Origin of the sequence: Pseudomonas sp. LABIM340 (genome assembly GCF_040017195.2) — a bacterium.
In the GTDB taxonomy this organism is placed as follows: domain Bacteria; phylum Pseudomonadota; class Gammaproteobacteria; order Pseudomonadales; family Pseudomonadaceae; genus Pseudomonas.
The window spans coordinates 1,770,276-1,786,303 of record NZ_CM200227.1; the positions used below are offsets into that span (position 1 = coordinate 1,770,276).

Here is a 16,028-nt window from a genome sequence, read left to right on the forward strand (position 1 = left end):
AGGGGCGTCAAGCCGCCGGCAGGAGGGCGGATCAGCCCTGGCTGGCAGCCGGTGGCTCGGTGGGAGCGCTTTCTTCCTGGGGCGGCCGCTCCAGGGCGACCTGGCGGATGGACAGCCGGATCTCAGCCGGCAGCACGCGCTTGGCGGCACCTTCGGCCAGTTCGCCGAGCAGCTCGTGGTAGCTCAGCTTGCCGTTTTCGTCCTTGCGCAGCACGCCTTCGTCCAGCAGGGTCTGGATGAAGTGGCGGAACAGGCTCTTGTCGAAGAATTCCGGGGCGTTGAGGCCGTGGAGGACGGACAGGCGCTGGGCCATCACGGTGCAGAGGTTTTCCAGTTCCTCGGCGGTGAGCTGCTTCTGCCCGGCGTTGAGCACCAGCGAAATGGACATGTAGAAGCGCTGCAGGGTCTGTGCGATGGCGCGGGCCAGCAGGGTCAGCAGCACGTACTGGCGCGAGCTGGGCGGCGGGCGGATGAAGGTGTCGTTCTCCTGCTTGAGCAGTTCGCTGGCGACCATGGCCTGCAGCCACTGATCGACCACTGCGTCCAGCTCATCCAGGCTCCAGCGGATGAACAGTTCCGCCTGCAGGTACGGGTACAGCGCGCGGGTGTAGCGCAGCAGTTGCTCGCGGCTGATCCGCCCGCTGTTCTGGAAGAAGCTGGCGATCAGCGCCGGCAGGGCGAAGATGTGCAGCACGTTGTTGCGGTAGTAGGTCATCAGCACCGCATTCTGCTCGTCGAGGTAGCAGATGCGGCCGAGGGCGTCCTTCTGCTCGCTGAGCAGGTTCATGCTCTTCACGTACTCGATCAGCTGGTGGCCGTCGCCCTCGGGCAACGTGGCGCTGGGCGAGTAGGGCACCTTGCGCAGCAGGTCGAGGTAAAGGTCGATCACCCGCGCCAGGGCGGTTTCGTCCAGCGCCAGGCGGGTGGTGGAGAGCAGCGCCAGGGCCACCAGGTTCACCGGGTTGATCGCCGCGGCATCGTTGAGGTGACGGGCCACATCGCGAGCCAGATGGTTGGTGGTTTCCGAAAGCCAGGCCGGGCGGAACTCCGGGCCCAGTTCCTGCTGACGCCAGTCCGGTTGCTGCTGGTCGAGGAAGTTGTCGAGGTGGATCGGCTCGCCGAAGTTCACCCATACCTGGCCGAAGCGCTGCTTCAGCGCGCCGATGACCTTGAAGATGTCGAAGATCGATTCCTTCTTCTTCGCTGCGCCGCGCAGCTCGCCCAGGTAGGTACGGCCTTCGAGTACGCGCTCGTAGCCGATGTACACAGGGACGAAGACGATGGGGCGGCGCGAGTCGCGCAGGAAGCTGCGCAGGGTGATCGCCAGCATCCCGGTGCGCGGGTGCAGCATGCGCCCGGTGCGGGAGCGGCCGCCTTCCACGAAGTACTCGGTGGAGAAACCACGGCTGAACAAGGTGTGCAGGTATTCGTTGAACACCGCGGTGTACAGCTGGTTGCCCTTGAAGCTGCGGCGCATGAAGAAGGCGCCGCCGCGGCGCAGGATGGAGCCCACCACCGGCATGTTGAGGTTGATGCCGGCGGCGATGTGCGGCGGGGTCAGGCCGTTGCGGAACAGCAGGTAGGACAGCAGCAGGTAGTCGATGTGGCTGCGGTGGCAGGGCACGTAGACGATCTCGTGGCCCTGGGCGACTTCCTGCACGCGCTCGATGTGGTTGACCTTCACGCCCTCGTAGAGCTTGTTCCAGAACCAGGTCAGGGTCACTTCGAGGAAGCGGATCACCGGGTAGGAAACGTCGGCGGCGATCTCGTTGGCGTAGCGCAGGGCAGCGGCCTCGGCCTTGTCCTGGGAGATCTTCTGGGTCTCGCATTCTTCCTGGATCGCCTGGCGCACCAGCGGCGCGCGCAACAGGCCCTTGACCAGGGTGCGGCGGTGGGAGAGGTCCGGGCCGATTACCGCGGTTTTCTGGTTGCGGAAGTGCACGCGCAGGATGCGCTGGACCATGCGCAGGGTGCGCTCGTGGCCCTTGTCCTGTTCCACCAGCTCGCGCAGGTGGATGGGGGCGGAGAACTGCACACGGGTCTTGCGGCCGAGGATGAGGATGCGTGCCAGTTTGCGCAGGCGGCCGGTGACGGCCCAGTTGTCGGCGAACAGCAGCTTCCAGGCGCTCTTCTCGCTGTCCGGGGATTGGCCCCAGAACACGCTGACCGGGACGATCTGCGCATCGTCGATGCCGTTCTGGCCGATGGCACCGAGCATGCGCACCAGCGCTGGCGGCGCGCCGCGCTTGTCCTGGCGGCCGAGCCAGTCGGGCTCCGGCGTCAGGTAGAAGAAGGCCGCCGGCTCGATGGATTCACCCACTGCCACCGGCATCACCGGGCGCGGCAGGCCGGCCTTGCGGCACTCGGTATCGACCACGGCAAGGTCGGTCACCGAGGGCTGCTGCAGGACGTAGAGGACCGGTTTGCTGCGGTCGATCTTCAGGCTGAAGGCCGACTGGTTGATGGTTTCCGAGCGCACCCAGAGATAAAGCAGGCGGCGCAGGGCACCAAAACCGAAGCGGCGGAACGGGTAACGAGGCATACAGGCCCTATGGCTGGCGTAGGTAAAACGAGCGATTGCTCAGGCCGCCTAGTTTGCCGGATTAGGCCCCCGCCAGCAAAGTCGCGAGCGCTTGGTCGGCGCGGGCGGACACCCCGTGGACTGCGGCTATCCTGCCATTTAGGGGATGACATTCGAAGGAGGTTCCGTGATGCGTACGTTCACCTGGGGATGCCTGCTCGCCTTGTCGGTTGTGCTGCCCGCCGCGGCCCAGACCGTCGTTCCGCTCAAGGGCCAGAGCAGCCAGCAGATGCAGCAGGACATGACTGAGTGCAACAGCGTTGCCGCCAATGCGGCCAACAGCGCCACCACCAGCTCCGACCCGAAAGCCGGCGGACGGGTCCGCGGCGCGGCCAAGGGCGCTGCGGCAGGTGCGGTCGCTGCCGAAGTTCGCGGACAGCAACATGAAGAGTTGTATGACCGGGCGAGTGACGACGCCAAGCAGCAGTACCGGCAGAACCGCGCGGGCGAGGTAGCGGCGGCGGGAGCCGCGGTGGGCGCTTCGCGCCAGCGCCAGGATCGTCGGCAGGACCGCCGTGCGCAGGGCGAGGCGCAGAGCTCGGCCAGTGCCAGTGCTTACAGCGGTTGCCTGCAGGGACGGGGTTATCAGGTCAGCCCCTGAGTGTGCGAGTCCTTTGATGGTGCACGACTGACCGCGCATGAGGTGCGGTCAGTGCGTGTTTCATGGTCGTTATTCATCGGGCGCAAATGGATTGGCGGACTGCCAATTCAGCAGATAAATGATTGGGCATATTGCCGCGGCAGAAACTGCAGGGCCCATTCCGACTGCGTCTGAAAGACATTTCCGGAGACCGTGGAAAACGGATGAACGGGAACGAAACTACCCGCCGTAAATGCGCGAAAGTGCGAAAGGGTCCACGTTCGAAACACTTTCGTTACGCAGGGTAACGAGCACCAAAATGGCTCTGCAGGCCCCGAAAAATGGCACTTTGGCCTGATTGGTCATAGGGGCGGGGAGTTGATGAAAAAGTGCTTTTCAGCTGTAACTTTTGATTTATATACTCGGGAGCGCTGTCGCCCTTGGGCGTTATTCGAATTACCTTCCTACGTGCCTTTCGGCGCGGGTTGGATGATAAGGAAAGCGTTCAGCCGGCGACTGCCGAAGTCCTCATTCCCGGGGGCCATCCAAAAATAATAGGCAAGTTGGAGAGTGTGGTAATGGCTGATCGTGAGGTCGGAACCGTCAAGTGGTTCAATGACGCCAAAGGTTATGGATTCATTCAACGCGATAGCGGTCCGGACGTTTTCGTTCACTACCGTGCCATTCGTGGCGACGGTCACCGCTCCCTGGTCGAAGGCCAGAAAGTGGAGTTCTCGGTGATCCAGGGTCAGAAAGGCCTCCAGGCAGAAGACGTGTCTAAGGTCTGAGCCCCCGAAATCAAAGGCCCGTCCAATGGACGGGCCTTTGATTTTCACACTCTGCCGGCGGCGGTTTCAGCCCGTGCGCCAGGTAATCTCTTCGACGCCCGCGGCGGTCACTTTCAGCCAGCGGTCGGCGTCTTCCTCGCCCTGATCCTCGCTCCAGCTGCCCGGTGCGCAGCGCACTTCCACTTCCAGAGCGGCGCAGGCATCGCGAGCGCAGGCAACATCGTCGTCCCACGGGGTCTTGTCGCTGTCGAGGAACAGGCTGTTCCACTTGCCCACGGCCTTGGGCAGCCAGGTGGCGGGAATGCTGCCGGCGGTGCACTTGAAGGTCTCGCCCTGGGCGCGCCATTCGGAGCAGGGGCCAAGGGCCTTTTCCAGCCAGGTGCCGACGGCGGCCTGGTCGGCATCCTTGATGTAGATCTCGATATCCGGTTGGCGCATGGCGTCCTCGTCAGGGTTCTTGGCGTTCCAGCCAATCGTAGCGTACCGCGACCGTCACCTCGAAGGGCTCGGCGAGGATGCGCTCGCGCCGCTCGGGGTTCACCCGCCAGCCATGGGGCGTCATCGCCAGCAGGTGCTCGCGGGCTTCGCGGGTGTGCAGCGGCAGCTTGAAGCTCAACTGTTCTGTGTGCGCCAGTTTCAGCTCTTCGGGCAGGTCGGCGAGGTGCTTGTCCTCGACGTACTCGCGAACTTCGTCGTACAGACGCTCGCGCAGTTCCAGCAGGTGGTCGCGCGCCGGGCCCAGGCGCAGCACGCCGCCGCCGGGAGTGAGCAGGCGAGCCGCTTCCTTCCAGTCGATCGGGCTGAACACGCTGGCCAGCAGCTGGCAGGAAGCATCGGCCAGCGGCACGCGGGCCATGCTGGCGACCATCCAGGTCAGCTGCGGAGCGCGCTTGCAGGCGCGTTTGACGGCCTCGCGGGAGATATCCAGCGCATAGCCGTCGGCGTCGGGCAGGGCCTCACCGAGTTGTGCGGTGTAATAGCCCTCGCCACAGCCGATATCCAGCCAGCGCCCTGGAGCGCGCTCGGCGGCCAGTTCGGCCAGGCGCTTGGCCAGCGGAGCGTAGTGGCCGGCGCCGAGGAAGTGCCGGCGCGCCTCGACCATGGCGGCGTTGTCACCCGGGTCGAGGCTCTTCTTGTGCTGCACCGGCAGCAGGTTCAGGTAACCCTGGCGGGCGCGGTCGAAGCGATGGCCAGCGGAGCAGGCGACACCGTTGTCGACCTCGGTCAGCGCCTCGCGGCACAACGGGCAGATCAGCATCCTTTCTTCCCTTGCGGCGGCACCAGCGGCTGCGGCAGGTCGTTGCGCAGCACGGTGGGGAGGGAGCGACGGCGCTGGGCGATCTGGTACACGCGCAGGGAGTAGCGGCGCTCGGCGGCTGGCGCGGGCGGTGGGGTATCGGGCTGTACGGCGCCCAGGCAGAAGCCTTTGTTCGGTCCACTCATGCCAGCAGTCGCACCAGGGTCTGGTAATAGATTTCGGTCAGCACTTCGAGGTCGCTGGCCAGCACGCGTTCGTCCACCTGGTGGATGGTGGCGTTCACCGGCCCTAGCTCGACCACTTGGGTGCCCATGGTGGCGATGAAGCGGCCATCGGAGGTGCCGCCGGAGGTCGACGGCGTGGTCTCGCGGCCGGTTACCGCGCGGATCGCCGCCGCCACGCCATCGAGCAGCTCACCCGGTTGGGTGAGGAACGGCAGGCCGGACAGCGCCCAGTCGATGTGCCAGTCCAGGCCGTGCTTGTCGAGGATCGCCGCGACGCGCTGCTGCAGGCCTTCGACGGTGGATTCGGTGGAGAAGCGGAAGTTGAAGATCACCTTCAGCTCGCCGGGGATCACGTTGGTCGCGCCGGTGCCGCCATTGATGTTGGAGATCTGGAAGCTGGTCGGCGGGAAGTAGTCGTTTCCGTTGTCCCAGTGCTCGGCGGCCAGCTCGGCGAGGGCCGGGGCGGCGAGGTGGATCGGGTTCTTCGCCAGGTGCGGGTAGGCCACGTGGCCCTGCTTGCCGCGTACGCTGAGGGTTGCGCCGAGGGAGCCGCGGCGACCGTTCTTGACGATGTCACCGACCAGGGTGGTGCTCGACGGCTCGCCGACGATGCACCAGTCCAGCCGCTCGTTGCGCGCCTTGAGTCGCTCGACCACGGCCTTGGTGCCGTGATGGGCCGGGCCTTCCTCGTCGCTGGTGATCAGGTAGGCGATGCTGCCGCGGTGGTCCGGGTGGTCGGCGACGAAGCGCTCGGTGGCGATGATCATCGACGCCAGGCTGCCTTTCATGTCGGCCGCGCCACGGCCGCAGAGCATGCCGTCGGCGTCGATCAGGGCGTCGAACGGCTGGTGCTGCCAGGCCTGCTCGGGGCCGGTGGGGACCACGTCGGTGTGGCCGGCGAAGCACAGCACCGGGCCATTGGCGCCGTCGCGGCCCTGACGCAGGGCCCAGAAGTTATCCACCTCTTCGATGCGCATGGGCTCCAGGGCGAAGCCGCAGGCGTCCAGGCGCTGCATCATCATCTGCTGGCAGTCGGCATCGACCGGTGTGACGGAGGGACGGCGAATCAGCTCGCAGGCGAGGGCCAGTGTCGGCGAGAGGGACATTGAGGGCATCCTGGGGGTGGAACGGAAAAAGGCGCCCATCTTAAAGCAAAAACGCCGGCGCATGGCCGGCGTTCTTGGTTACGGATGGGCGGTCAGGCCGCCGGTGTCGCCGGGCTGGCTACCGGTGCTTCCTGGGCCTTGGGCGCCGCGGACAGCAGCGCCATCACCAGGGCGGCGAGGTAGGGCAGCGACTGCACCAGCAGCATGGCCACCCAGAACATCATGTCGCGGCTCGGCACGCCCTGCACCAGCACGATGCCCAGCGCCGCGCCCCACAGCAGCAGCATGATGAAGACCTCTTCGCGCGCTTCGGCCAGTGCGACCAGCAGGCCGTGGTTGGAGGCCATCTTCGGCGTGCGGAAGAACGGGATGGTCTTGGTGAACGTCCCGTAGAGCACCGCCTTGGCGATGGTGTGCGACAGCGCAAGGCCGGCCACCGCCGCCTGGAACGAGCGCAGCAGGTCGACGCCCACCGCGCGGCGGTAGAGGAACATGATCTTGCCGAACTTGAAGAAGAACAGCGCCAGCGGCGGGATGGCGAAGATCAGCAGCGGCGGGTCGACCCGCTTGGGCACGATGATCATCGCCGAGGACCAGAGCAGCGCGCCGACGGTGAAGAAGATGTTCATGCCGTCGGCGATCCACGGCAGCCAGCCGGCGATGAAGTGGTAGCGCTGGCCGAGGGTGAGCTTGCTGTCCTTGCCCTGGAACAGCGCGCGGGCGTGGCCCTTCATGATCTGGATGGCGCCGTAGGCCCAGCGGAAGCGCTGTTTCTTGTAGTCGATGAAGGTGTCGGGCATCACGCCCTTGCCGAAGCTCTGGTGCGAGTAGGCGGCCGAATAGCCCTTCTCGAACACCCGCAGGCCCAGCTCGGCGTCCTCGCAGATGGTCCAGTCGGCCCATTTCAGCTCGTCCATCACGGTGCGGCGAATCATCGTCATGGTGCCGTGCTGGATGATCGCGTCGCGGTCGTTGCGGGTGACCATGCCGATGTGGAAGAAGCCCTTGTACTCGGCGTAGCAGAGCTTCTTGAAGACGTTTTCCTCGCCGTCGTGGTAGTCCTGCGGGGACTGCACCACGGCGATCTTCGGATCGCTGAAGTGCGGCACCATCTGCTTGAGCCAGTTCGGCTCGACGCAGTAGTCGGCGTCGATCACCGCCACGACTTCGACGTCCGGCGCGGTGTGCGGCAGGATGTAGTTCAGCGCACCGCCCTTGAAGCCGGCCAGCGGCGCGACGTGGAAGAAGCGGAAGCGCGGGCCGAGGACTTCGCAATAGTCGCGCACTGGCTCCCAGACCGCCGGGTCCTTGGTGTTGTTGTCGATGATCAGGACTTCGAAGTCCGGATAGTCGAGCCTGGACAGCGCATCCAGGGTCTTCTTCATCATCTCCGGTGGTTCGTTGTAGCAGGGCACGTGCACCGAGACCTTGGGCCGGTAGCCGGTATCGGTGAGGACCGGATCGAACGGCCGGCGGCGCTTGCGCACCCAGACAGTCTCGGCCAGTTCGTGGGCTTCGGTGAGCAGGACGATGAACACGCCCAGCGCGCCGATGCCCAGCAGGCCGCCGACGGTCATGCTGAACCAGGTGCTGTACTGCTGGCTGTAGTCGTAGGCGATCCACACCAGCACCGAGCCGCCGGCGAAGGCGACCACGGTGAGGAAGGTCCGCCCGCGCTGGCGCAGGGCACTGCCATCGATCATCAGCAGGGTCAGGGCGAGCAGCGCCATCACCACCGAGGCCACCGCCAGGGCGCGCCACTGCGGGATGTTCACTACCGGCCCGTCGAAGTTGAACTTCGGTTGGCGCTGGGCGTTGTAGACGCCCCAGTAGGCGCCTACCGAGCCTTCGTCACCGACTTTCCACGGCTGGTCGAAGGCCTCGACGACGAAGTAGTTGTAGCCGCGCTTGTTCAGCGCATTGGTCAGCGTGCGCAGGTAGATGGCCTGGTCCGCCTGGGTGGCGTCGGCGCCGCCGCGCATGCGGCCGTTGCTCGGCCAGCCGACTTCGGCCAGCAGCAGCGGCTTGCGCGGAAACTTGGCGCGCAGCTCCTTGGCGCGTTCGAGGACGAACGGTATGGCATCGTTCATCGCCGTGTATTCCCAGTAGGGCAGCACGTGAGCGGCGATCAGGTCGACGTGCTTGGCCATCTCCGGGTACTTCTCGTAGATGTGCCACTGCTCGGCGGTGGTCACCGGCACCTTCACCGCCTTGCGCACGCGGTCCAGGTAGGCCGTCAGTTGTTCGACCGTGACCTCGCGGCGGAACAGCGCCTCGTTGCCGACTATCACCCGCACCACGCTGCGCGAGTTGTTGGCGATCTCGATGCCACGCTCGATCTCGGCTTCGTTCTCGGCCTCATCTGGGCCGATCCAGATGCCGAGGCTGACGCGCATACCCAGCTCTTCGGCCAGGCGCGGGATATCGGCCAGCGACCCCTTCACCGAGTAGGTGCGGATGTTGTCGGTGCTCTTGGAAACCAGCTCCAGGTCCGAGCGGATCTCGTCGTCGCTGGGGAACTGGTTCTTCTGCGGATTCTGGTTCAGGCGGAAGGGCGAGAAGGAGAATCCGGAAATGCTTTCCGGCCAGTCGGGAACGCTGACGGGGCGGTTATAGAGGGCCCAGAAGCCGGTGAAGAGTGCCGCGAGGGCAACGAACACCACCAGGTTGAGGCCGAACTTGCGTGCAGGCATGGTGCGATCGGGTTCCAAAGGGTGGAACGGGGAGGGGCCCGGGGCAGTCGCTGTACGGGATAGCCCGGTCGGGGCGCATCCTACCCCGCACTCCCGGGGCTGTACAGGTTGCCGGCGCCGTCCGCCGCGTAGGCGTTCGTGGGCATTTCCCGACAGTTTAGAATGTGTGGCAGGCGCGTGACTGAGACTGCGGCAATCGGGCTTTGTTGCAGGCGGGCCCAGGCCGATTGTTAAAGGGGCGCGGTCGTTACAGGGGCCCGGTCGTTATAGAATGCCGGCCGTTTCGAGATGAGGTGTGGGCGATGCAACTGGATGAACAGCGTTTCGGCGGAATCGCGCGGCTCTACGGCCGTGAGGGCCTGGAGCGGCTGGCGGCCAGCCATGTGGCGGTGGTCGGGATCGGCGGCGTGGGCTCCTGGGCGGCCGAGGCCCTGGCGCGCAGCGGCGTGGGCGAGATTTCGCTGTTCGACCTGGACGACGTCTGCGTCACCAACACCAATCGCCAGGTCCACGCCATCCAGGGCGCCGTGGGCAAGCCCAAGGTCGAGGTCATGGCCGAGCGCCTGAAGGCGATCAACCCCGGCATCGTCGTGCACGCCGTAGCCGATTTCGTCACCCGCGAAACCATGGCTGACTACATCACCCCCGAGCTGGACTGCGTGATCGACTGCATCGACAGCGTCGCCGCCAAGGCCGCGCTGATCGCCTGGTGCAAGCGCCGCAAGTTGCAGATCATCACTACCGGCGGTGCGGGTGGGCAGGTGGATCCGACGCAGATCCAGGTCGCCGACCTGAACAAGACGTTCAACGACCCGCTTGCGGCCAAGGTGCGCTCCACGCTGCGTCGCGACTACAACTTCTCCCGTACGCCGGGCCGGCATTACAGCGTGCAGTGCGTGTTCTCCACCGAGCAGCTGCGCTATCCCAAGCCGGATGGGACCGTGTGCCAGTCCAAGAGCTTTGTCGGCGAGGGCGTGAAACTGGACTGCGCCGGCGGTTTCGGCGCGGTGATGATGGTGACTGCGACCTTCGGCATGGTCGCGGCGGCGCGGGCTGTGGACAAGATCGTCGCCGGCGCGCGGCGCCCTTCAGAGCGTTCCACTGGCTGACATCACCTGTAGGAGTGGGCCATGCCCACGATCGCGCGCATGGCGCGCTCCTACGCAGTGCCAATGAGCTCCTGCATCCGTTTCAGCACGGCATTCAAGCCGTTGCTGCGCGACGGCGACAGTTGCCGGCCCAGCCCTAGGTGGTTGAACCAGTCCGGCAGATCGATGGTGGACAGCTCGTCCACCGACAAGCCTTCCACCCGCACCAGCAGCAACGCCAGCAGCCCGCGCAGCAGGCGCGCATCGCTGTAGGCGCGGAAGTGCCAGCGCTCGTCACGCCGATCCGCCACCAGCCAGACGTTGCTCTCGCAGCCCTGCACGCGCTGCTCGTCGCCCAGCTCGGCTTCGCCCAGCGGCTCCAGGCGTTCGCCCCACTGCATCAGCAGGCGGGCGCGTTGCTCCCAGCCCTGCAGGGCGGTGAAGGCCAGCAGCGCCTCGGCGGCAGCGACGGGGAGGCTCATCGCAGCAGTTCCAGGGCGCTGTCCAGCGCGCCGAAGAAGCGCTCGATATCCGCACTGTCGTTGTACAGGCCGAGGGAGACGCGCAGGGCGCCGGCGACATCCAGGGTCTTCATCAACGGCATGGCGCAGTGGTGCCCGGCGCGCACGGCGATGCCCTGTTCGGTGAGCAGGTGGCCGAGGTCGGAGACGTGCACGCCCTCGACCACGAAGCTGGCCAGCGCCACTTCCGGCTCGCCCAGCACACGCACGCCGTCGCGGGCGCGCAGGCCGGCCAGCAGGCGGGCGTGGAGGAAGTCCTCGTGGGCGCTGACTTCAGCGCCGTCCTGGGCGGCCAGCCATTCCAGCGTGGCGCCCAGGGCGATCACCGGGCCGATGGGCGGGGTGCCGGCTTCGAAGCCCATGGGCGCGCTGTGGAACTGCGAGTCGAAGTAGTCCGCCACGCGCACCATCTCGCCGCCGAACTGCCAGTGCGCCAGGCGCTCCAGCGCTTCCGGGCGGCCCCAGAGCAGGCCGAGGCCTTCCGGGCCGTAGAGCTTGTGGCTGGAGCAGACGTAGAAGTCGCAGCCCAGCGCCGACAGGTTGTGCCGGCCGTGGACCACGCCCTGGGCGCCATCGACCACGCTCAGGGCGCCGTGCTGGCGGGCCATCTGCAGCAATTCCGGCAGCGGCTGCCAGGTGCCTAGCACGTTGGACAGCTGGCTGACGGCGAGCAGCCGGGTGCGCGGGCCGATCAGGCTGGCGGCGCGGTTCAGATCGATGCGGCCGTCGGTGTCCAGCGGCAGGACCAGCAGCTTCAGGCCGCGGCGCTGCGCCAGTTGCTGCCAGGGCAACAGGTTGGCGTGGTGTTCCAGCGCGCTGACGACGATCTCGTCGCCCGCCTGGAACTGGCCTTCCAGTCCATAGGCCAGCAGGTTCAGCGCTTCGGTGGCGCCGCGGGTGAAGATGATCTGCGCCGGGCTGCCGCCATTGAACCAGTTGGCGGCCAGGCTGCGGGTCGCCTCGAAGGCTCGGGTGGCGCGCTCGCCGGGCAGGTGCTGGGCACGGTGCACGTTGGCGGCGCCGCTGGCGTAGTAGCCGGCGAGGGCGTCGATCATGGCGCGCGGTTTCTGCGCGGTGGCGGCGCTGTCGAGGTAGGTCTGGCCTTCTGTCTCGAAGGCGGCGAGGGCCGGGAAGTCGGTGCGCCAGGGCGAGGGAATGGACATGGGCGTGCGGCCGGTTGTGGAGAATGGAAAACGGGGGCCGCAGCCCCCGCTTCTCAAAGCTTAGTGCGTACCCCGCGCGAGCGGGGCGCCCAGCTTAGTTGTGCGCGTGCAGCGCCTCGTTCAGCTCGATGGCAGTCTTGTTGGTCTTGCACTCGACTGCGCCGGTCTGGGAGTTGCGACGGAACAGCAGGTCGGCCTGGCCGGCCAGGTCGCGGCCCTTGACCACTTTCACCAGGTTGTTCTGGTCGTCCAGCACGGCGATCTTGGTGCCGGCAGTGACATACAGGCCAGCTTCGACGATGTTGCGGTCGCCCAGCGGGATGCCGATGCCGGCGTTGGCGCCGATCAGGCAGCCTTCGCCGACGCTGATGACGATGTTGCCGCCGCCGGACAGGGTGCCCATGGTGGAGCAGCCGCCGCCCAGGTCGGAACCCTTGCCGACGAAGACGCCTGCGGAGACGCGGCCTTCGATCATGCCCGGGCCTTCGGTGCCGCCGTTGAAGTTGACGAAGCCTTCGTGCATCACGGTGGTGCCTTCACCGACGTAGGCGCCCAGGCGTACACGCGCGGTGTCGGCGATGCGCACGCCGGCCGGGACCACGTAGTCGGTCATCTTCGGGAATTTGTCGACGGAGAAGACTTCCAGCAGCTTGCCCTTCAGGCGCGCTTCCAGTTGCAGTTCGGCCAGTTCGGCCAGGTCGACGGCGCCCTGGTTGGTCCAGGCGACGTTGGGCAGCAGCGGGAAGATGCCGGTCAGGTTCAGGCCGTGCGGCTTGACCAGGCGGTGGGACAGCAGGTGCAGCTTCAGGTACGCCTCCGGGGTGGAGCTGGGGGCGGCGTCTTCGGCCAGCAGGGTGGCGACCAGCGGCTTCTGGCTCTCGGCCAGGCGGTTGAGCAGGGCGGCCTGGGCGGCGTCGACGGTCTCGACGGCGTCGGCCAGCTGGTAGGCCTGGTGAGCGGTGAAGGCGATCGCCTGGTTGCCGCCTTCATAGGCCAGCAGCGGGGCGATGGCAGCGACCAGTTCGGCGCTGGGGTTCAGCAGCGGCTGCGCGTAGAAGACTTCCAGCCAGTTGCCCTGGCGGTTCTGGGTGCCGACACCGAAAGCGATGCTGAACAGGGATTTCGACATGTGGGTATTTCCTTGAAAAGAGGTTCTTGGCGAATGAAGTCGGTCAGGCCGGACGGCGGCTGAGCAGCAGGCCCAGCCCGGCGCTGCCCAGCAGCGCGGCACAACCACGGTTGAACAGGCGCCGGGCGCGTGCGCCGGCGAGCAGCTTGCCGAGGCGGACCCCGGCGAGCCCGTAAAGGGCGATGGCCAGCCATTCCAGAAGCAGGAAGGCTGCGCCGAGTTGGGCGAACTGGGCGCCCACGGCCTGACGCGGATCGACGAACTGCGGCAGGAAAGCGGTGAAGATGAGGATTGCCTTGGGATTGCCGGCGGCCACCCAGAACTCCTGGCGAGCCAGGCGCCACAGGCTGGTGGCGGGAGCCGGGGTGCCGTCCACCGACAGGTTCGCCGTCGGGGCGCGCCACAGCTGTACGGCGAGCCACAACAGGTAGCCGGCGCCCACCAGCTTGATCGCCAGGAACAGCCAGGCCGAAGCCTGCAGCACCAGCGCCAGGCCGGAAGCGGCCAGGGCCAGCATGCCGGCGAAGGCGACCAGCCGGCCGGCGCCCGCAACCGTGGCGCGCAGCAGGCCGAAGCGTGCGGCGTTGTTCAGCGACAGCAGGTTGTTCGGTCCCGGTGCCAGGTTCAGGGCGAAGCAGGCGGGGAGGAACAGGGCCCAGGCGATGCTCATCGTGGCGTTGCTCAGGCCAGTGCGGCGGCGTAGGCGTCGGGCTTGAAGCCGACCAGGGTGCGGTCACCCAGGTCCAGCACCGGGCGCTTGATCATCGACGGCTGCGCGACCATCAGTTCGATGGCCTTGTCCTGGTCGAGATCGGCCTTCTGCGCGTCGTCGAGCTTGCGGAAGGTGGTGCCGGCGCGGTTCAGGACGGTTTCCCAGCCATGCTCGGTGCACCACTGGCGCAGGTGTTCGCGGTCGATGCCGCTACTCTTGTAGTCGTGGAAGGCGTAGTCGATGCCATGCTCTTCCAGCCACACGCGGGCTTTCTTCATGGTGTCGCAGGCCTTGATGCCATACAGCGTCCGCTCACTCACGGGGCGCTACTCCTTTTCGATGCTTTTTTCAGGCGCGGGATTATGCCATTTCCGCAGCGCTTGCGGGACGCCGCCGGGAGGTCGGTGGTTTGCAACAGTTTTTTGCCCATTGCGGGGCTGATCCGCCGCGCAACGGGTGCTTCAATGGAGAGCTGTGCTGGGAGTTCGTCGATGCAAACCGTTTACACCGTACTCATCCTGCTGCTGGTCGTGGGGGGAACCCGGCTCGCGGCGCAGTTGATCCCGCTGCCGCTGCCGCTGATCCAGATCGCCGCCGGCGCGATGCTGGCCTGGCCGAGCCTGGGACTGCATGTCGGCCTGGACCCGGAACTGTTCATGTTCCTGTTCATCCCGCCACTGCTGTTCGCCGATGGCTGGCGCATGCCCAAGGGCGAGTTCTGGAAGATGCGCTGGCCGATCCTCACCCTGGCCTTCGCCCTGGTGCTGTTCACCGTGGTCGGCGGCGGCGTGTTCATCCATCTGCTGATCCCCGAGATTCCTTGGGCCGCGGCCTTCGCCCTGGCGGCGGTATTGTCACCGACCGATGCGCTGGCGGTCTCGGCCATCGCCCAAAACCGCCTGCCCAAGCGCCTGATGCATGTGCTGCAGGGCGAGGCGCTGATGAACGACGCTTCCGGGCTGGTGGCGTTCAAGTTCGCCATCGCCGCGGCCCTGACCGGCACCTTCTCGCTGATGGACGCCAGCCTGAACTTCCTCCTGGTGGCCATCGGCGGCCTCGCCAGCGGCGTGTTCCTCAGCTGGCTGCTGGGGCGCATCCGCGCCTGGATGATCCGCCGCGGCTGGGACGACCCTGCCACCCACGTGGTGCTGATGCTGCTGTTGCCCTTCGCCTGCTACATGATCGCCGAGGAGCTGGGCGTCTCCGGCATTCTCGCGGCGGTGGCGGCGGGCATGATGCAGAGCTGGGTCGACCTGCTGCCCCGGCAGACCAACACCCGCCTGCTCAACCGCAGCGTCTGGTCGATGCTGGAGTTCACCTTCAACGGGGTGGTGTTCCTGCTGCTGGGCCTGCAACTGCCGGACATCCTCAAGTCCGTCGCACATCACGCCGACGACGTGATGTGGCGCTCGTCGCTGCTGGCTTTCTACGTGTTCGCGGTATTCGCCGTGCTGCTCGCGCTGCGCTTTGGCTGGGTCTGGTGCTACTGGAAGATTTCCGTGCGTTTCGAGCAGTGGTGGGGCATCGAGCTGGGCGGCAAACCGGGTGAGCCGGTGCTGCGGCTGTCGGCGATCTCCGCGTTGAGTGGAGTGCGCGGGGCGGTGACCCTGGCCGGTGTGCTGTCGGTTCCTTTGCTGCTGCTGGACGGTTCGGCCTTCCCGCAGCGTGACCTGATCATCTTCATCGCCGCCGGGGTGATCCTGGTGTCGCTTATTGCGGCCACCATTGGCCTGCCGATCCTGTTGCGTGGCTTGCCGGCGGCCAGCAACGACCAGCGCGAGCTGGAGGTGCAGGCAGTCTGGCGCAAGACCGCGGCGGCGGCCATTCACATGCTGGAGAGCGAGGAGGTGCCTGCCAGCGAGGGTGGCGGCGATGCCGACGAGACGGCACGGCTGGCGGAGATGAAGGCCAGGCTGATGGCCGAATATCGCCACGAACTGGACCCGGCTCCGGACAGCAAGGAGGCCCGCGAGCGCGCCCGTGCCCTGGAGCTGGCTGATCAGGCGCTACGCATCAAGGCACTGCGTGCGCAGCGGCTGGAGCTTTACCGGATGCGCCGGGAGCACGAGATCGACGACGAAACCATGCGCGAGGTGCTGGGCGAGCTGGATAACCAGGAGGCCTGGGTGACCAGCAAGGCAGGGCGGTGGGTGTAGGGGTTCCCCTGTAGGAGCGCCCCATGGGC

15 protein-coding genes are annotated in these 16,028 nt (G+C 66.5%); 4 read left to right on the forward strand and 11 right to left on the reverse strand.

All coding sequences use genetic code 11. The features are described from left to right. Nucleotides 1-31: 31 nt before the first annotated feature. A complete protein-coding gene (plsB, locus tag ABKS89_RS08380) occupies nt 32-2,542 on the reverse strand; it encodes a glycerol-3-phosphate 1-O-acyltransferase PlsB (protein ID WP_138212657.1) in 2,511 nt (836 codons plus the stop codon). 169 nt (nt 2,543-2,711) lie between these two features. On the opposite strand from plsB, the gene ABKS89_RS08385 reads away from it, so the two are divergent. Both ABKS89_RS08385 and ABKS89_RS08390 read left to right on the forward strand, forming a co-directional pair. Continuing rightward, entirely contained in the window at nt 2,712-3,182 is a 471-nt protein-coding gene (locus ABKS89_RS08385) for a hypothetical protein (protein ID WP_348587731.1), read from the forward strand. 557 nt (nt 3,183-3,739) lie between these two features. Then, entirely contained in the window at nt 3,740-3,949 is a 210-nt protein-coding gene (locus tag ABKS89_RS08390; RefSeq protein ID WP_045209986.1) for a cold-shock protein, read from the forward strand. 66 nt (nt 3,950-4,015) lie between these two features. Here ABKS89_RS08390 and ABKS89_RS08395 read toward each other — a convergent pair whose 3' ends face one another. The 5 genes from ABKS89_RS08395 to ABKS89_RS08415 all read right to left on the reverse strand — a co-directional run bounded on the left by ABKS89_RS08395 (nt 4,016) and on the right by ABKS89_RS08415 (nt 9,230). Further along, nucleotides 4,016-4,387 (reverse strand): hypothetical protein, encoded by a 372-nt coding sequence (locus ABKS89_RS08395; protein ID WP_348587729.1) that lies wholly within the window; start codon nt 4,385-4,387, stop codon nt 4,016-4,018. A 10-nt stretch (nt 4,388-4,397) separates the two neighbouring features. Next, the gene (locus ABKS89_RS08400) at nt 4,398-5,207 is read right to left on the reverse strand and encodes a putative RNA methyltransferase (RefSeq protein WP_348587727.1); all 810 of its coding nucleotides are present in this window, start codon (nt 5,205-5,207) and stop codon (nt 4,398-4,400) included. Continuing rightward, on the reverse strand, nt 5,201-5,392 hold the full coding sequence (locus ABKS89_RS08405) for a hypothetical protein (RefSeq protein WP_045209989.1): 192 nt from the start codon (nt 5,390-5,392) through the stop codon (nt 5,201-5,203). The genes ABKS89_RS08400 and ABKS89_RS08405 overlap by 7 nt, the downstream gene beginning before the upstream one ends. Next, entirely contained in the window at nt 5,389-6,546 is a 1,158-nt protein-coding gene (dapE, locus tag ABKS89_RS08410; RefSeq protein ID WP_171039347.1) for a succinyl-diaminopimelate desuccinylase, read from the reverse strand. The genes ABKS89_RS08405 and dapE overlap by 4 nt, the downstream gene beginning before the upstream one ends. 83 nt (nt 6,547-6,629) lie before the next feature. Continuing rightward, a complete protein-coding gene (locus tag ABKS89_RS08415; protein WP_192289367.1) occupies nt 6,630-9,230 on the reverse strand; it encodes a glycosyltransferase in 2,601 nt (866 codons plus the stop codon). Nucleotides 9,231-9,532: 302 nt separating this feature from the next. Here ABKS89_RS08415 and tcdA point away from each other — a divergent pair, with 302 nt between their 5' ends. After that, nucleotides 9,533-10,339, forward strand: coding sequence for a tRNA cyclic N6-threonylcarbamoyladenosine(37) synthase TcdA (tcdA, locus tag ABKS89_RS08420; RefSeq protein WP_348587725.1), 807 nt, complete (start codon nt 9,533-9,535; stop codon nt 10,337-10,339). Nucleotides 10,340-10,389: 50 nt separating this feature from the next. Here the strand turns inward: tcdA and ABKS89_RS08425 are convergent, their stop codons facing one another. From ABKS89_RS08425 to ABKS89_RS08445, 5 genes are all read right to left on the reverse strand, one after another. Then, entirely contained in the window at nt 10,390-10,800 is a 411-nt protein-coding gene (locus ABKS89_RS08425; protein WP_138212663.1) for a SufE family protein, read from the reverse strand. Beyond that, nucleotides 10,797-12,002, reverse strand: a complete 1,206-nt coding sequence (locus ABKS89_RS08430; RefSeq protein WP_348587723.1) for an aminotransferase class V-fold PLP-dependent enzyme — start codon at nt 12,000-12,002, stop codon at nt 10,797-10,799. The genes ABKS89_RS08425 and ABKS89_RS08430 overlap by 4 nt, the downstream gene beginning before the upstream one ends. A gap of 94 nt (nt 12,003-12,096) precedes the next feature. Beyond that, nucleotides 12,097-13,131: a 2,3,4,5-tetrahydropyridine-2,6-dicarboxylate N-succinyltransferase gene (dapD, locus tag ABKS89_RS08435; protein WP_081517880.1), complete on the reverse strand. Its 1,035-nt coding sequence runs from the start codon at nt 13,129-13,131 to the stop codon at nt 12,097-12,099. Between the two features lie 43 nt (nt 13,132-13,174). Then, nucleotides 13,175-13,801 (reverse strand): LysE family translocator, encoded by a 627-nt coding sequence (locus ABKS89_RS08440; protein WP_348587721.1) that lies wholly within the window; start codon nt 13,799-13,801, stop codon nt 13,175-13,177. Nucleotides 13,802-13,812: 11 nt separating this feature from the next. After that, nucleotides 13,813-14,121 (reverse strand): Spx/MgsR family RNA polymerase-binding regulatory protein, encoded by a 309-nt coding sequence (locus ABKS89_RS08445; protein WP_518301036.1) that lies wholly within the window; start codon nt 14,119-14,121, stop codon nt 13,813-13,815. A 213-nt stretch (nt 14,122-14,334) separates the two neighbouring features. Between ABKS89_RS08445 and ABKS89_RS08450 the strand changes: the two genes are divergently transcribed. After that, nucleotides 14,335-15,999: a Na+/H+ antiporter gene (locus ABKS89_RS08450; RefSeq protein ID WP_138212666.1), complete on the forward strand. Its 1,665-nt coding sequence runs from the start codon at nt 14,335-14,337 to the stop codon at nt 15,997-15,999. The last annotated feature ends 29 nt before the right edge of the window (nt 16,000-16,028 follow it).